General features: G+C 59.2%; 14 protein-coding genes and 1 tRNA gene. 10 read left to right on the forward strand and 5 right to left on the reverse strand.

Translation table 11 applies throughout. The features are described from left to right. Positions 1–60: 60 nt before the first annotated feature. Positions 61–150 (forward strand) — tRNA-Ser (locus VFG26_RS03410). A 52-nt stretch (positions 151–202) separates the two neighbouring features. Here the strand turns inward: VFG26_RS03410 and VFG26_RS03415 are convergent. After that, positions 203–781, reverse strand: a complete 579-nt coding sequence (locus VFG26_RS03415; protein WP_325022244.1) for a PH domain-containing protein — start codon at positions 779–781, stop codon at positions 203–205. 575 nt (positions 782–1,356) lie between these two features. Here VFG26_RS03415 and rnk point away from each other — a divergent pair. Next, positions 1,357–1,794, forward strand: a complete 438-nt coding sequence (gene rnk / locus VFG26_RS03420) for a nucleoside diphosphate kinase regulator (protein ID WP_325022246.1) — start codon at positions 1,357–1,359, stop codon at positions 1,792–1,794. Positions 1,795–1,966: 172 nt separating this feature from the next. Here the strand turns inward: rnk and VFG26_RS03425 are convergent, their stop codons facing one another. Beyond that, positions 1,967–2,431 (reverse strand): cupin domain-containing protein, encoded by a 465-nt coding sequence (locus tag VFG26_RS03425; protein WP_325022248.1) that lies wholly within the window; start codon positions 2,429–2,431, stop codon positions 1,967–1,969. Positions 2,432–2,514: 83 nt separating this feature from the next. Continuing rightward, positions 2,515–2,739, reverse strand: a complete 225-nt coding sequence (locus VFG26_RS03430) for a hypothetical protein (RefSeq protein ID WP_325022250.1) — start codon at positions 2,737–2,739, stop codon at positions 2,515–2,517. Positions 2,740–3,133: 394 nt separating this feature from the next. On the opposite strand from VFG26_RS03430, the gene VFG26_RS03435 reads away from it, so the two are divergent. Then, positions 3,134–4,237 (forward strand): HPP family protein, encoded by a 1,104-nt coding sequence (locus tag VFG26_RS03435; protein ID WP_325022252.1) that lies wholly within the window; start codon positions 3,134–3,136, stop codon positions 4,235–4,237. Positions 4,238–4,302: 65 nt separating this feature from the next. Here the strand turns inward: VFG26_RS03435 and VFG26_RS03440 are convergent, their stop codons facing one another. Then, positions 4,303–4,953 carry a flavodoxin family protein gene (locus tag VFG26_RS03440; protein WP_325022254.1) on the reverse strand — a complete coding sequence of 217 codons (651 nt, stop codon included), beginning with the start codon at positions 4,951–4,953 and terminating at the stop codon, positions 4,303–4,305. Positions 4,954–5,089: 136 nt separating this feature from the next. Here VFG26_RS03440 and VFG26_RS03445 point away from each other — a divergent pair, with 136 nt between their 5' ends. Then, the gene (locus VFG26_RS03445) at positions 5,090–5,416 is read left to right on the forward strand and encodes a helix-turn-helix domain-containing protein (protein ID WP_325022256.1); all 327 of its coding nucleotides are present in this window, start codon (positions 5,090–5,092) and stop codon (positions 5,414–5,416) included. A gap of 117 nt (positions 5,417–5,533) precedes the next feature. Here the strand turns inward: VFG26_RS03445 and VFG26_RS03450 are convergent, their stop codons facing one another. Next, positions 5,534–5,989 carry a hypothetical protein gene (locus VFG26_RS03450; RefSeq protein ID WP_325022258.1) on the reverse strand — a complete coding sequence of 152 codons (456 nt, stop codon included), beginning with the start codon at positions 5,987–5,989 and terminating at the stop codon, positions 5,534–5,536. Between the two features lie 695 nt (positions 5,990–6,684). On the opposite strand from VFG26_RS03450, the gene VFG26_RS03455 reads away from it, so the two are divergent. The 6 genes from VFG26_RS03455 (at position 6,685) to urtE (ending at position 13,528) form a co-directional block, all read left to right on the forward strand. Beyond that, positions 6,685–7,803 carry a porin gene (locus VFG26_RS03455; RefSeq protein ID WP_325022260.1) on the forward strand — a complete coding sequence of 373 codons (1,119 nt, stop codon included), beginning with the start codon at positions 6,685–6,687 and terminating at the stop codon, positions 7,801–7,803. A gap of 107 nt (positions 7,804–7,910) precedes the next feature. After that, the gene (gene urtA, locus VFG26_RS03460; protein ID WP_325022262.1) at positions 7,911–9,206 is read left to right on the forward strand and encodes an urea ABC transporter substrate-binding protein; all 1,296 of its coding nucleotides are present in this window, start codon (positions 7,911–7,913) and stop codon (positions 9,204–9,206) included. A 77-nt stretch (positions 9,207–9,283) separates the two neighbouring features. Then, positions 9,284–10,894: an urea ABC transporter permease subunit UrtB gene (gene urtB, locus VFG26_RS03465; protein WP_325022264.1), complete on the forward strand. Its 1,611-nt coding sequence runs from the start codon at positions 9,284–9,286 to the stop codon at positions 10,892–10,894. Next, positions 10,891–12,045 carry an urea ABC transporter permease subunit UrtC gene (urtC, locus tag VFG26_RS03470; RefSeq protein ID WP_325022266.1) on the forward strand — a complete coding sequence of 385 codons (1,155 nt, stop codon included), beginning with the start codon at positions 10,891–10,893 and terminating at the stop codon, positions 12,043–12,045. Before urtB ends, urtC begins: the two co-directional genes overlap by 4 nt. Before the next feature lie 7 nt (positions 12,046–12,052). Then, positions 12,053–12,820, forward strand: coding sequence for an urea ABC transporter ATP-binding protein UrtD (urtD, locus tag VFG26_RS03475; protein ID WP_325022268.1), 768 nt, complete (start codon positions 12,053–12,055; stop codon positions 12,818–12,820). 12 nt (positions 12,821–12,832) lie between these two features. Next, positions 12,833–13,528: an urea ABC transporter ATP-binding subunit UrtE gene (gene urtE / locus VFG26_RS03480; RefSeq protein ID WP_325022269.1), complete on the forward strand. Its 696-nt coding sequence runs from the start codon at positions 12,833–12,835 to the stop codon at positions 13,526–13,528. Positions 13,529–13,554: the final 26 nt, after the last annotated feature.

Consider the following 13,554-nt stretch of genomic DNA (forward strand, 5'->3'; position numbering starts at 1 on the left):
CTTGCGCGGCGCGAAAAGCGAAGCTACAAGCCCACTTCGCCGTTTGGCGCCACGGCTTCCGGAGAGGTGGCAGAGTGGTCGATCGCGCCGCACTCGAAATGCGGAGTACTCGCAAGGGTACCGGGGGTTCGAATCCCTCCCTCTCCGCCAGCACCTCGTGATAGCCGACTGATTCACTCGGCTCGATATTGCTGCTTCCCGATCATGTGATCTGTTTCAGAAGCTCAGCTTTCTTTATGCTGAATTCTTCGTTGCTTATTATGCCGCGGTCCCGCAGCCCGCCAAGCCGTTCAAGGACTTCCAATGGATCGGCTTTTGATTGCTGCGCGAATTGTTGTGATTTTGCTGTGCTGGCCCTTTGTCTCGTCTCCCTAATAATCTTTTCCGCTACGGGGGCATCGGCGCGCACCATACTTCTGAACCGCTCCTTCGCACCGCGAATATTCAGCGTGATCTCACCGAGCAGCACGCCCTTGGTTGCCTCAACGCTCGATATGTCTTCCAATGCGAACGAATCCACGCTGCTCTTGATCAATCCCCGCGCCCACGTGAGCACGCGTTGATCGGTGATGATAAGATAGTCGTGAAAGGACCAGCCTCCCTTGCGCGCTGCGCCGAGCCCATAATCTTCACGGGTCAGAGCTTCACCGTGAAACACAGCGAGAACTTTTTCACCCGCATTGAGCATCGGAGGCACGCCATTCAAAATGTGCCTTCGGACCACGTTGGCGCCAAACAGCGTTGCTTCAAAAATATCTCCCGTCGTTTCCGTTTTCGACACAGCGCCCCTCCAAGCATCGCCGCCTTCAGAACGAGAACGCGCGTGAGGCTTTCCCGTTGTAGGCAGCTCCTAAATGGATTGATAACGGACTTGCGGTGGCGGGCATAGCGTACCGTGCACAAACGGTCCTGCTTGCCACCATCGCGATGGTTTGGCTGGCAGGCTCACGGGGAATCGTGCTTGAGAAGCCTGCTTCGCATTAAAGCCCCATGTCGGATTCAGCAGATGGCGAATTGCAACGTCGCTTTTCAGACGGATTGTCGCCGGAGCAACTGCGCGATTTCGGCTTGCATCGGTGCATTGATCGGCATCCCGTTGTGCGGGGTGTCGTCTGCATTCATTGACTTCGCCGAACGGAATGCTCACTATCCACGTATGGTCACCCGCGTCGTACATCACCTGAAATTGCCCCGCGCGAGTCGTGAATCCTCAGGCGTCTCGCCCGGCTGGGTGCGTGCGCGCTGATCCCAAGCCGGGAGCCTCTTTCATATCCTAACTTCTATCCTGGGCGGGTCTCACCGCCGGACCGCGCGCACCAGAAGATGCGGAGCGGCAGAGCAATTTCGAGGTTTGTCATGCTACACCATCAACCCCACGACGGCGCGCTTCCGCGAATCATAGTCAGCAAAATCGAGGAGCTGCGCCTGAGCAAGCTTGCGACGGCCGCCAAACTGACCGGCCGCGCAGCAAGTGCCGCCAAGGTGTTGTTGGCAGAAATGGACCGCGCACTCCTCGTGGAGGATGCCGAGGTTCCGGCCGACGTCGTCCGCATGTATTCGGATGTCGAGTTCGAACTCGACGGCCGCAGGCGCCATGGCCGGTTGGTGTATCCACATGAGGCGGACATCAGTCGCGGTCTCATTTCCATTTTGACGCCGATTGGCGCCGCGCTCATTGGGCTCGCACCAGGTCAGACCATCGCGGTGGACGGAGCTGATGGAAGGAGGCGCGAGATACGGGTTCTCTCGGTCGCTTGGCATGCTGGTACGGATGGGACGGCGACTGATCTTTGATGCGAGAAGCTCAGCTGTCGCGATGTTTTGGCATGCGGGGGCTTACGCAATGCTAAGCCCGCCGCTTTTCGGCGGCGGGCAAAGAGCTATCCCTAGTCAAGCAACCGCATGTCATCTCGAACATTTCGCTCGGTGCAGCCCCACGAGAGTCTACGTTCGCCTGAGGATGAATTTACTTCTTGCGAGGATCGTCAGCCGGGTTGACGTAGATCAGGTCGAAAGGCGCGTTGACCGTGACTTGAAAGGTCGCGCCTTCGTCGCCTGTCCAGCAGTAGTGAGGATGCATGGGCGGCACGAGGAACGTGCTACCCGCCTGTAGGAGTTTGCCTGTCTTCTCGACAGTCTTGCCGCCACCGAGGCCCATTGAGCCTTTCAGCATGACGACCGTTTCGAGGCTGGGATGCATGTGAGCCGGTACCGTGTAATTCGGCGGTAGTTTGACTTGAATGATGAAGAGTCCCGGCTTGGAGGCGTCGCCCAAAAGCACCGCAGTCTTGGCTCCGGGCGGGAATGCGGGGTTGTCCTTGAAATCGATCTCATCGGCGTGGAAGATTGCATTGTCTGCGTGGCCACTCTCTTCCGCGAAGGCAGGACACGCCAGAGCGACCATCGCGGCTGCGACTAGACCAAATCTCATTTTGGACTCCTTAGCTGTTGGTTGGGTTGTTGAGTGTCTCCGGCGCACAGCTTCGAAGCCTCATGTCGCGCGCCGTCGGATGTTCATGGTGTCGACGGCTGCTCGAGGCAGCGCTCTCTCGCCGTACCGGAAAGATCGGCGAGCTGTCCGGAGTGGCTTGGGCGCACGAGATAAAGCGCAAAGAAGACAACCGTGGCTGCCATCGGTGGCACCACGGATGCGAAGACGATGACATCCCACCATGACGGCAGGAATTGCCGAAGTCTTCCCGATGGCTGGCCTGCCTTACGCGATCCAAGTTTGCGCATTCCCCCTCCTGGTACCGCCATTCGTAGGAAACCGCTGGAGCAGCCGCCAGAGCGTTTTGCCCCAAGATGCTTGGGCAAATTTCACGAGGATGGGTCGCGTCCCTTCGCCCCCGCTGCCGGCCTCTAGCTTCTGGGAAAAGATCTTGGGTGATGAGAGGAGCGTGAGCGCGCGTTGGCCTTGCTCTTTGCGCACAACGCAGGCTTTGCCTGTCATCGATGATGCGGGCCAGTTGCTCGGCACTGTCCGATCGCGAGAGCTGACGACTGACTGCTGTTGATGCGAGACGCTCGGCTGTCGCGATGTTTTGGCATGCCAGGGCTCGCGGTGAATCGTGCTTAAAGAGGCGCCATCGCACTATCGAAATCGCAATAGCAGTCCTCGCATTGGCAAAGCATGCACGATCGTAAAGTTCCGCGCCCGTCTCTTTTCCGGCCAATCCTCGCAGGGGCCACGCTACGTGAGCGCATTATCGCCTGCATCGGAGCGTTGATCGGCATCGCATTATGCGGGGCATCATCTGCGCTGATTACCGGTGGCGACTGGCACGTGCCGCTGCTTGTCGCGCCTATTGGAGCGTCGGCGGTGCTGCTCTTTGCGGTGCCCGCGAGTCCGTTGGCGCAGCCTTGGTCCATCATCGGCGGGAACACGCTTTCCGCGATGGTTGGCTTGCTTGTCGCGGCGGTTATTCCGAACCCTGTCGTGGCTGCGGGTGTCGCTGTCGCGCTCGCGATTGCCGTCATGTCTTTGACGCGCTCGCTGCATCCGCCCGGCGGAGCCGCGGCGCTAACGGCCGCCTTCGGCGGCTCAACGGTTGCAGCATGGGGATGGCTGTTTCCGCTCGTGCCCGTCGCGTTGAACTCGTGCATCCTGGTGATGCTCGGGGTGCTTTTTCACCGTCTTGCGAAGCGAAATTATCCGCACAAGGTGTTGGCGCCTGCTGCCAATACGCATGGAACGGCCGACAAGCCGGCGCCGATTCGCGTCGGGTTTCAAGACGAAGACATCGATGCGGCTTTGTCATCGCTGCAGGAGAGCTTCGACATCGACCGCAAGGATCTCGGGCGCATTCTGCGAGAGATCGAGCTTCGGACGATCATGCGCGCGCATTCCGAACTCACATGCGCCGATATCATGTCGCGCGATGTGATTGCCGTTCGGCCCGACGAAACGCGTGAGCGCGCGCGGGCACTGCTCTTTGCGCACAATGTCCGTCTCTTGCCGGTCGTCGACGATGCCGGCCGCCTGCTCGGCACCGTCGGATTGCGCGAGCTTACCGCCTCTGGCTCCGATCTCAGCGGCGCCATTTCACCCGCGAAGACGGCATCGTCTGCAGCGCCTGCCTATTCTCTTCTGCCGCTGCTGACCGATGGAAAGACGCACGCTGTGATCGTGACGGATGAGGCCCGAAAGGTGGTGGGGCTAATTTCGCAGACGGATCTCTTGAGCGCGATGGGCAGGCTCGCTTTCACGCGCGAGCAAGCGACGCAGCCTGCGTAGGTGAACTGAGCCGTCGGCCCCCCTGCGTTAGCGACGGCTTGAAAGAGCAAACTTGTTGGTGCGTTTCAAATCCGCGACGCTCCTGGCCAGACACGCGGGCTACGCTGTGTCTCCAGCCGATAATCGGAATAGGCGCGGGTGATGATTTCCCGGCCGAGGCGTTCGGCTTGTTCTATCGGGCGCGATGGGTCTTCACTCACTTCCGCACGAGTGTTTCCGACCCCGCGCACGACTCCTACAAGGTCGGAATGCGTGTAGCGCGCATACTCCTGGACCTGATGGACGATGCCGAGCGCCGCGCCCGGATAGGTTTCCTCCGACGCCAGCACGAGTCCGAGCCGCTTGCCCGGCATGGCATTGAGAACGTCCTTCGAGCGAGGATAGGACGCCACGTAGTAGCAGAAGCTCCGGTCGAAGAACGCCTTGGCCTGGGCAGACAAACCATACCAGTAGATCGGCGAGCAAAAGACAACGGCGCGCGCGGTCAGGAAATCCTCGAAGAACAGCGAGCGGTATCGATCAGAGATCGTGCATTCGCCGTTCGCATCGCGGCAGTTCCGGCAGTCGCGCAAGAACTCCGAGATATGATCGTCGATAAAGCGCAGCGCGACCTCATTGCCTACCGACTCGGCCCCGCGCTGCACCGCCTCGGCCAAAGTCGCGGTGTTTCCATTGCGGCGTGGGCTTCCTACCAGGACAAGGAGCTTTTCGGGCATATCGACGGTTCCTTTCAAGTGCCGGGGCATGAGGATGCTGCCGCGCCCCGTTGATCGCCCGAACCTGTCGCGATACTTTCAGTCCATCAACTACCTACTATTTCTTCAGGTACTTACCTTTCGGTGAGGGTTGAAAGTGACGACGCGCAACCAACCCTACAATGACGGCCTTGGGCCGGTGTTCGAGATCATCGGCGGCAAATGGAAGGGCGTTATCCTATGGGAGTTGAGTGACGGCCACGTGCGCTTCGGCGCGCTGCAGCGGCGGATTGCCGGGATCAGCGAGAAGATGCTGATCCAGCAGTTGCGGGAAATGGAAGCGGATGGCCTCGTTCATCGCGAGGTGTTCCATCAGGTGCCGCCACGCGTCGAATACTCAGTGACGCCACTGGGGGCGTCGCTCAACGCTCCACTCTGCGAGTGGGGAAAGAAGAATCTCGATCGCACTGTCAAAAAGGGGTGAGTTCTAGCTCAAGGGCACCTGCTGCCGTGCCTTCGCGAGGACAGCGAGCATCTGAATTCAATAGTTATCGGCTGTAACAAGAGCGGCCGGTGGGCTGGCCGCTCTCGTGATTGTTGGCTACTTCTCAGGTGTGCGGTCTGACGTACCCTCGGGGGTTTTCCCGCGCTCCGTTCCCGGCGCCCCGGCCGAGGTAGAACCCGGAACGCGCTCTGGAGCTGCTTCACCCGGCGTGCGGTCGGACGTTTTGCCTGACGCGCCGCCCGATGCGCCGCTAGCCGACGTGTTGGTGACGAGGCCCATCTTACAGGCGCTCATCCATTCCGTTTGATCGATCGTCCCGTCGCCATCGGGGTTGGCCTTTTTGAAATCACTGACATAACCTTGGACCTGACTCTCGGTCAGTCCTTTCGCATTGCTCGGATTGGCCTGCTGCCAGAGATTGGTGCATTCGCTTTGACTCATCTTCATGCCCGAACTCGACGGCGCATTTTCCGCCGCCATACCAAGACCGGCGAAACCAACGGCTGAACAAAATGCCAGTGCCGCCGCTGTTACATGCTGACTGGTTTTCATTGTCCTGTTCTCCAGTTTCGGCTCTTGGAGCCATCATCGATGCGCATGATCGCGCTGTGCCGGTGCAACTGGTCTGAAGGCCGCGATGTTCCTTTTGAACTAAGTTTCGCGGGATGCTGGGGCGCAGTAATCGGTAGGCTGTGCAGCCGTGCGTGAGCGAACAAAGTGTTGCGTTGCGGGAGCTTGCGGCCTGATTGCGGCTCGCTCATTCCTGCGGCCCTACCAATTGAGCGATTTCGCGGTGCCGATGCACCCGATATTGCCCGCGGCGTCACCGGCGCATTCGCCGGGCAATGATTCTTTCAATGCCCTGCAGCGATATAAGCCGGTGCAGCAGAAGTGCCACAACAGGGCGGTGATCTGCTCAGGCGATGGCTACCCAAGTGCTCGCAGAACGAACAATATTTTTGCAGCGTGTCGCGGGGCGATAGCGGATCAATTGATGATTTCTATAAGCCCACGCCAGTAAATAACTGAAATCCAAGGGAAACTCATCTTCGCGGCTTATTGCCAGCCTCGTGACGATTATTTGTGCGCTCAGTGTCGAAATTTTTGGCAGCTAAGTCCTTGGTTTTGTTTTGTAATTCCGATTGTTCTGTCTAGAGTTTGAATTGCTGCAAGTGCTCACAATGGCGGGGACAAATCGTTTGTGGCTCGCACTTGATCGCTCATTCAATTCCTGGGGGAAGTTCCGTATGAAAGGTGTTCAGAAAGGGTTGGCTGTTGCTGGCTCCGTATTGGTTCTGCTGAGCGGCTCGGCTGCTTACGCCGGACAGAAATTTCAGCTCTGGGATGAGGATTCCTGGATCAGCATCGGCGCTGGTCTGCGCGCTTCATACGTTCACAATCCAGACGCCATCGACGAGAACGATTTCGCGCTGAATAGCGCGCGTATCTACGCCAACGGCCAATTCACGAAAATCATCGGATTCACGTACAACACCGAAATCGAGCACGATTTCGACCACGATGGCGATATCTCGCGCATCAGGACGATGGATGCGATCCTGAGGCTTGAGTTCAATCCTGCCTTCAACGTCTGGGGCGGCCGCATGCTGCCGCCGAGCGATCGCTCGAACCTCAACGGCCCATACTACCTCGGCACGTGGGAATATCCCTTCGTCAGCGCCTATCCGCAGATCTTCCAGGGCCGTGACAACGGTGGCGCGGTCTGGGGTGACATCGGCAAGTTCAAGTACGAAATCGGCGGCTTCCAGGGCTGCACGTCCGACCGGAATTCCTGCGACAATCCAGATGCCTCCGGACCGCTCGTCGCCGGCCGTTTCCAGTATGACTTCTGGGACAAGGAAAGCGGCTACTACACGTCGAGCGACTACTACGGCGATAAAGAGATGCTGTCGGTCGGCCTCGTCGGACAGTTCCAGAGCGAAGCCGCAACGAACGGTTTCGACTCAGGCGACTTCAAAGGCTTCAACATCGATGTCCTGATGCAGAAGCGCGTGTTCAGCGGCGACGTGCTGACGCTCGAAGGCGCGTTCTACGTCTACGACACGAGCGGCATCAACACGGCGCTCGCCACCGGCAACGGATTGGCTGACGGACACAGCTACTTCGTGCTCGCGAGCTACCTGATCAATCAGAAGATCGGCATCGGCAAGTTCCAGCCCGTGATCCGGTTCCAGGAATTTGATCAGACGTACGGTCCCGACATCAGCGAAGTCTCGCTCGGCACCAACTACATCATCAAAGGCCACGATGCGCGCCTGTCTGCTCTCTATTCGAGACAGAACGTCGACAACGCGGGCAACGAAGACATCAACAGGTTCGTCGGGGGGCTCCAGCTTCAATTCTGAAGCCACGCGTAATTACGAGCCGGAGACGTGTGCGCCCCCTCGCTTCCCCCCAGGTGGTTCGCACGTCTCCTCTCGCTTTTGGGTCATATTAGAAATCGGAGTTCTATATGAGCATTCGTTCGTTATGCCGTAACTTTTGCAATTTCCTCGCAGCCGGTGCTCTTGCATCGGCTTTTGCTGTTTCTGCGCATGCGGAAGACACCATCAAAATCGGTGTTCTCCATTCTCTTTCCGGAACCATGGCAATCAGCGAAACGACGCTGAAAGATGCCATGCTGATGCTCATAGACGAGCAGAACAAGAAGGGCGGCCTGCTGGGCAAGAAGCTCGAGGCCGTCGTCGTCGATCCGGCTTCGAACTGGCCGCTCTTTGCCGAAAAGGCACGCGAGCTGATTGCTCAGAAGAAGGTTGCGGCCGTTTTCGGATGCTGGACGTCGGTTTCGCGCAAATCCGTTCTTCCCGTTTTCAAGGAATTGGATTCGATCCTCTTCTATCCGGTGCAGTACGAGGGTGAAGAGAGCGAGCGGAACGTGTTCTACACGGGCGCTGCTCCCAACCAGCAGGCTATTCCCGCCGTCGATTATCTGATGAGCAAGGACGGCGGCGAGGTGAAGCGCTGGGTATTGGCTGGCACCGACTACGTCTATCCGCGCACGACCAACAAGATCCTCGAGGCGTACCTCATCGATAAGGGCGTCGCGAAGGAAGACATCATGATCAACTACACGCCGTTCGGGCATTCCGACTGGCAGACGATCGTGTCGGACATCAAGAAGTTCGGTTCGGCCGGCAAGAAGACGGCCGTGGTGTCGACCATCAACGGCGACGCGAACGTTCCTTTCTATAAGGAGCTTGCGAACCAGGGCATCAAGGCGACGGATATTCCGGTCGTTGCCTTCTCGGTCGGCGAAGAAGAGCTCGCCGGTATCGACACCAAGAACCTCGTCGGCCATCTGGCGGCCTGGAACTACTTCATGTCGGTCGATACGCCCGAGAACGCTGCTTTCATCAAGGAGTGGCAGGCGTACACGAAGAATCCGAAGCGCGTGAGCAACGATCCGATGGAAGCTCACTACATTGGCTTCAACATGTGGGTGAAGGCAGTGGAGAAGGCCGGCACGACGGATCCCGACAAGGTGATCGATGCCTTGCCGGGTATCGAGGCGCCGAACCTCACCGGCGGTATTTCGAAGATGCTGCCGAACCATCACATCACGAAGCCCGTGATGATCGGCGAGATCCGAGACGACGGCCAGTTCGATGTCGTCTGGCAGACGAAGGACCTCGTCCCGGGCGACGCGTGGTCAGATTTTCTTCCCGGATCGAAGGATCTCGAAGCCGATTGGGTGACGCTCAAGTGCGGCAACTACAATAAAGTCACCAAGACATGTGGTGCTCAGTAAGTACGCCTGAAGCCTAGATTATGATGGTGCCGGTTCGCAAAAGCGCCGGCACCTTTCCCTCTTTCAAGGGAATAGGTATGCGCCTCAGACTTGCAGTCTGTTTTGTATTTTTTATTGCGTTCAGTTGGGGTGCAGCCGCAGTTCGGGCGGAAGACGGCTCTGCGCTCGCTTCGTCTTTGAACCGTTTCGCGGCAGATAGCTTTTCGGAAACCGAGGCTGCGATCGCGGAGATCACCGCGTCAGGCGCTCCCACGGCGCCGGCAATTCTGCAGGCAGCTTCCGACCGGCGTCTTTTCTATAGCCCTTCGACGAAGGCCGTCTTCTACAAAGACGCCGCCGGTAAGGCCTTCGATGCGGCATCGGGACAGCCGTTGGACGCCACGCCATCCGATGCTAAGGCCGTCCGCTTCAACAACAAGCTTCGCGGTATGCTGGAGACTGCGCTCGGTGCGCTTATGCTGCAATCGCCCGATATTTCGAAACGTCTTGAAGCGGCCGCTTCGATTTTCAAGTCCCGCGATCCCAAGAAGCTCGAAGCGATCGACTCGGCCTTAGCGAACGAGCGTGATGGCCGCGTGAAGCAGGCGCTGCAGGAAGCCAAGGCGGCCATCGTGCTGTCGACGGCCGCCGATGATAAGAATCTCGTGCTGCCCGCCATCGCGGCTCTGCGGTCGCGGGGCGATCAGGATGCGCTGGCGCTGCTGCGATCGCTGCCTGAGACTACCCCGGAGGATGTGCGGAAGGCGGCGAACAGCGCGATACAGTCCGTCGAGACAAACGTTGCTCTGTGGAATGTCGCGCAGAACCTTTGGTATGGGCTCTCGCTCAGCTCGGTGTTGCTGCTCGCCGCGATCGGATTGGCGATCACCTTCGGCGTCATGGGCGTCATCAACATGGCCCATGGCGAGATGGTGATGCTCGGGGCCTACACGACGTTTGTCGTGCAAGAAGTCATTCGCGCGTCGGCGCCTCATCTCTTCGGGTACTCGCTCGCCTTTGCCATTCCCATGGCCTTTCTCGTATCGGGCGCGGTCGGCGTGTTGATCGAGCGCACCGTCATTCGCTTCTTGTACGGGCGGCCGTTAGACACTCTGCTCGCAACATGGGGCGTGAGCCTCATCCTTCAGCAACTGGTGCGGACGATCTTCGGGCCGACGAACCAGGACGTCGGCGCGCCGCCGTTCATGTCGGGAACGTTCACCGTCGGGCAGCTCGCGATCACGTGGAACCGGCTCTGGATCATCGTTTTTGCGGGGCTGATCTTCACGGCGCTTCTGCTCGCGCTGAAGTACACGAGCCTCGGCCTGCAGATGCGCGCCGTTACGCAGAACCGCAGGATGGCAAGCTCGATGGGCATCCGCACGGGCGCTGTCGATGCGATGACGTTCGGGTTGGGCTCTGCCATCGCCGGACTTGCCGGCGTCGCGCTCTCGCAAATCGATAACGTCTCGCCGAACCTTGGTCAGGGCTACATTGTCGACAGCTTCCTCGTCGTCATTTTCGGCGGCGTCGGCAATCTCTGGGGCACGCTCGTCGGCGCACTGACTCTCGGCATCGCTAACAAGTTCTTGGAGCCGACGGCCGGCGCCGTGCTCGGAAAGATCATCCTGATCGTCTTGATCATCCTGTTCATTCAAAAGCGTCCGAGAGGCTTGTTTGCCTTGAAGGGCCGGGCCATCGAAGCATGATTACACGCACCACGCTTTTCTCCGATGGATGGGGCGGCCCGATCTTTCTCGCGATTTTGGCCGTTCTCGCCATCATGGTGCCGGTCCTTCATCTCGCCGTGCCGGAGACTTCCGTCTTCCATCTCTCGACGACGAGCGTTGCGCTTTTCGGCAAGTATCTCTGCTTCGCGCTCGTGGCGCTCTCGCTCGACCTCATTTGGGGTTACTGCGGAATCCTTTCGCTCGGCCACGCCGCGTTCTTCGCGCTCGGCGGCTACGCGATGGGCATGTATCTCATGCGCCAGATCGGCAGCCGCGGTGTCTATGCCAATCCGGATCTGCCGGATTTCATGGTGTTTCTGAACTGGCACGATCTGCCATGGTACTGGTACGGCTTCAGCAGCTTGCCGTTCGCGCTGTTGATGGTCGTACTCGTGCCGGGCGTTCTGGCCTTTGTCTTCGGCTGGTTCGCGTTTCGCTCCCGCGTGACTGGCGTCTATCTGTCGATCATCACGCAGATGCTGACCTATGCGCTGTGGCTGGCGTTCTTTCGCAACGACATGGGCTTCGGCGGCAATAACGGGTTGACCGACTTCAAAGACATTGCGGGCTATCCCGTGCAGGCGCCCGGCACGCGCGCCGTGCTGTTCTCGCTCTCGGCAATCGCACTGATGCTCGGTTACGTCATTGCCAAAGCCATCGTTACGTCGAAGCTCGGCAAGATCCTGATCTCGATCCGCGATGCGGAAAGCCGCACACGCTTCCTCGGCTACCGCGTCGAGGCCTACAAGACGTTCATTTTCACGGTGTCGGCGATGATGGCCGGCGTTGCCGGAGCGCTCTACGTGCCGCAAGTCGGCATCATCAATCCGAGCGAATTCCACCCTGCCAACTCGATTGAGATGGTGATCTGGGTCGCGGCGGGCGGACGCTCGACGCTCATCGGCGCAGCGTTCGGCGGCGTGTTCATCAATTATCTAAAGACGATCTTCACCACGGGATTTCTAGCCTCCTACTGGTTGTTCGTCCTGGGCGGCATCTTCATTCTGGTTACGGTCTTTTTGCCGAAGGGCGTGATCGGCTCGCTGTCGGGCCTCAAGTTCAAACGCCCGACGGATGAGGATCTCGACCCCTCGCTCGAAGCGCAGTCGCCCTCGCAGCCCGCAAAGTAGGTCAGACATGCGCTTCGCCTCCGACCATAGAGTGAACCAGTCGCTGCTTTACCTCGATGGCGTCAGTGTCAGCTTCGATGGGTTTCGCGCGATCAATAATCTGTCACTCGAGATCGCGCCGGGAGAAATGCGCGCAATCATCGGACCCAATGGCGCGGGCAAGACAACGATGATGGACATCATCACGGGCAAGACGCGGCCCGATACGGGCGACGTCTTGTTCGATGGAGGCACCGTCGATCTCACAAAAATGGACGAAGCTGCGATCGCCAACCTTGGCATAGGACGCAAATTCCAGAAGCCCACCGTCTTCGAGCAGCACACGGTCGAGGACAACCTGCTGCTCTCGCTGAAGACGGACCGTGGCGTGGTGCCTACGCTATTCTGGCACACAAGCGCGGCCAACATGGCGCGCATCGACGAGATCTTGGAAGTGACGAAGCTCGGACCGCACCGGAGACGGCAGGCCGGCGCGCTTTCGCACGGTCAGAAGCAATGGCTCGAAATCGGCATGCTGCTTGGCCAGGATCCCAAACTGCTGCTCGTTGACGAACCGGTCGCAGGAATGACTGACGCCGAGACGGCGCAGACAGCTGACCTTCTGCGGGATATCTCGAAGGATCATTCGGTCGTCGTGGTCGAGCACGACATGGATTTCGTTCGCGCTCTTGGCGTGCGCGTGACCGTGCTGCACGAAGGCTCGGTTTTGGCGGAGGGCCCGCTCGACCAAGTAACGGCGAACGAGCGTGTCATCGAAGTCTATCTCGGCCGCTGACGGAGACACTCGATGCTGAGCGTTGAAGATATCGATCTCGCTTACGGCGCCGCGCGGGCGCTGCGTGGCGTGAGCCTGACAGCGAATACGGGAGAGATCACGTGCGTGCTCGGCCGCAACGGCGTCGGCAAGACGTCGCTCATGCGGGCGATCGTCGGGCGGCATCCAATCCAATCGGGCCGCATCGTGTGGGAGGGCGAGGATATCGCCAAGCTCGCCCCTTACGAGCGCTGCCGCCGGGGCATCGCGTTCGTTCCGCAAGGCCGCGAGATTTTTCCGCTGTTGACCGTGCGCGAGAACCTCGAGACGGGCTTTGCTCCACTCAAAGGCGCGGACCGGAAGATTTCGGAGGAGATCTTCACGCTCTTTCCTATCTTGAAGACCATGCTCCATCGCCGCGGCGGCGACCTTTCGGGTGGACAGCAGCAGCAACTCGCAATCGGGCGCGCACTCGTGACGAAGCCGCGGCTTCTTGTGCTCGACGAGCCGACGGAAGGCATCCAGCCATCGGTGATCAAGGACATCGGCCGGGCGATTTCCTATCTGCGTGGCAAGGGCGAGATGGCGATCGTGCTCGTCGAGCAATACTTCGATTTCGCGCGGGAGCTTGCAGATCGCTTTGCAGTCATGGAGCGAGGCGCTATCGTGATGTCTGGTGGCCAAACAGAGTTGCAATCGCCAGATGTTCGACAGCGCGTCTCCGTCTGACAGGCGGCTCATCCCCTCATATGTGC

The sequence above is a fragment of the Hyphomicrobium sp. genome, assembly GCF_035687085.1.
Taxonomy (GTDB): Bacteria; Pseudomonadota; Alphaproteobacteria; order Rhizobiales; family Hyphomicrobiaceae; genus Hyphomicrobium_B.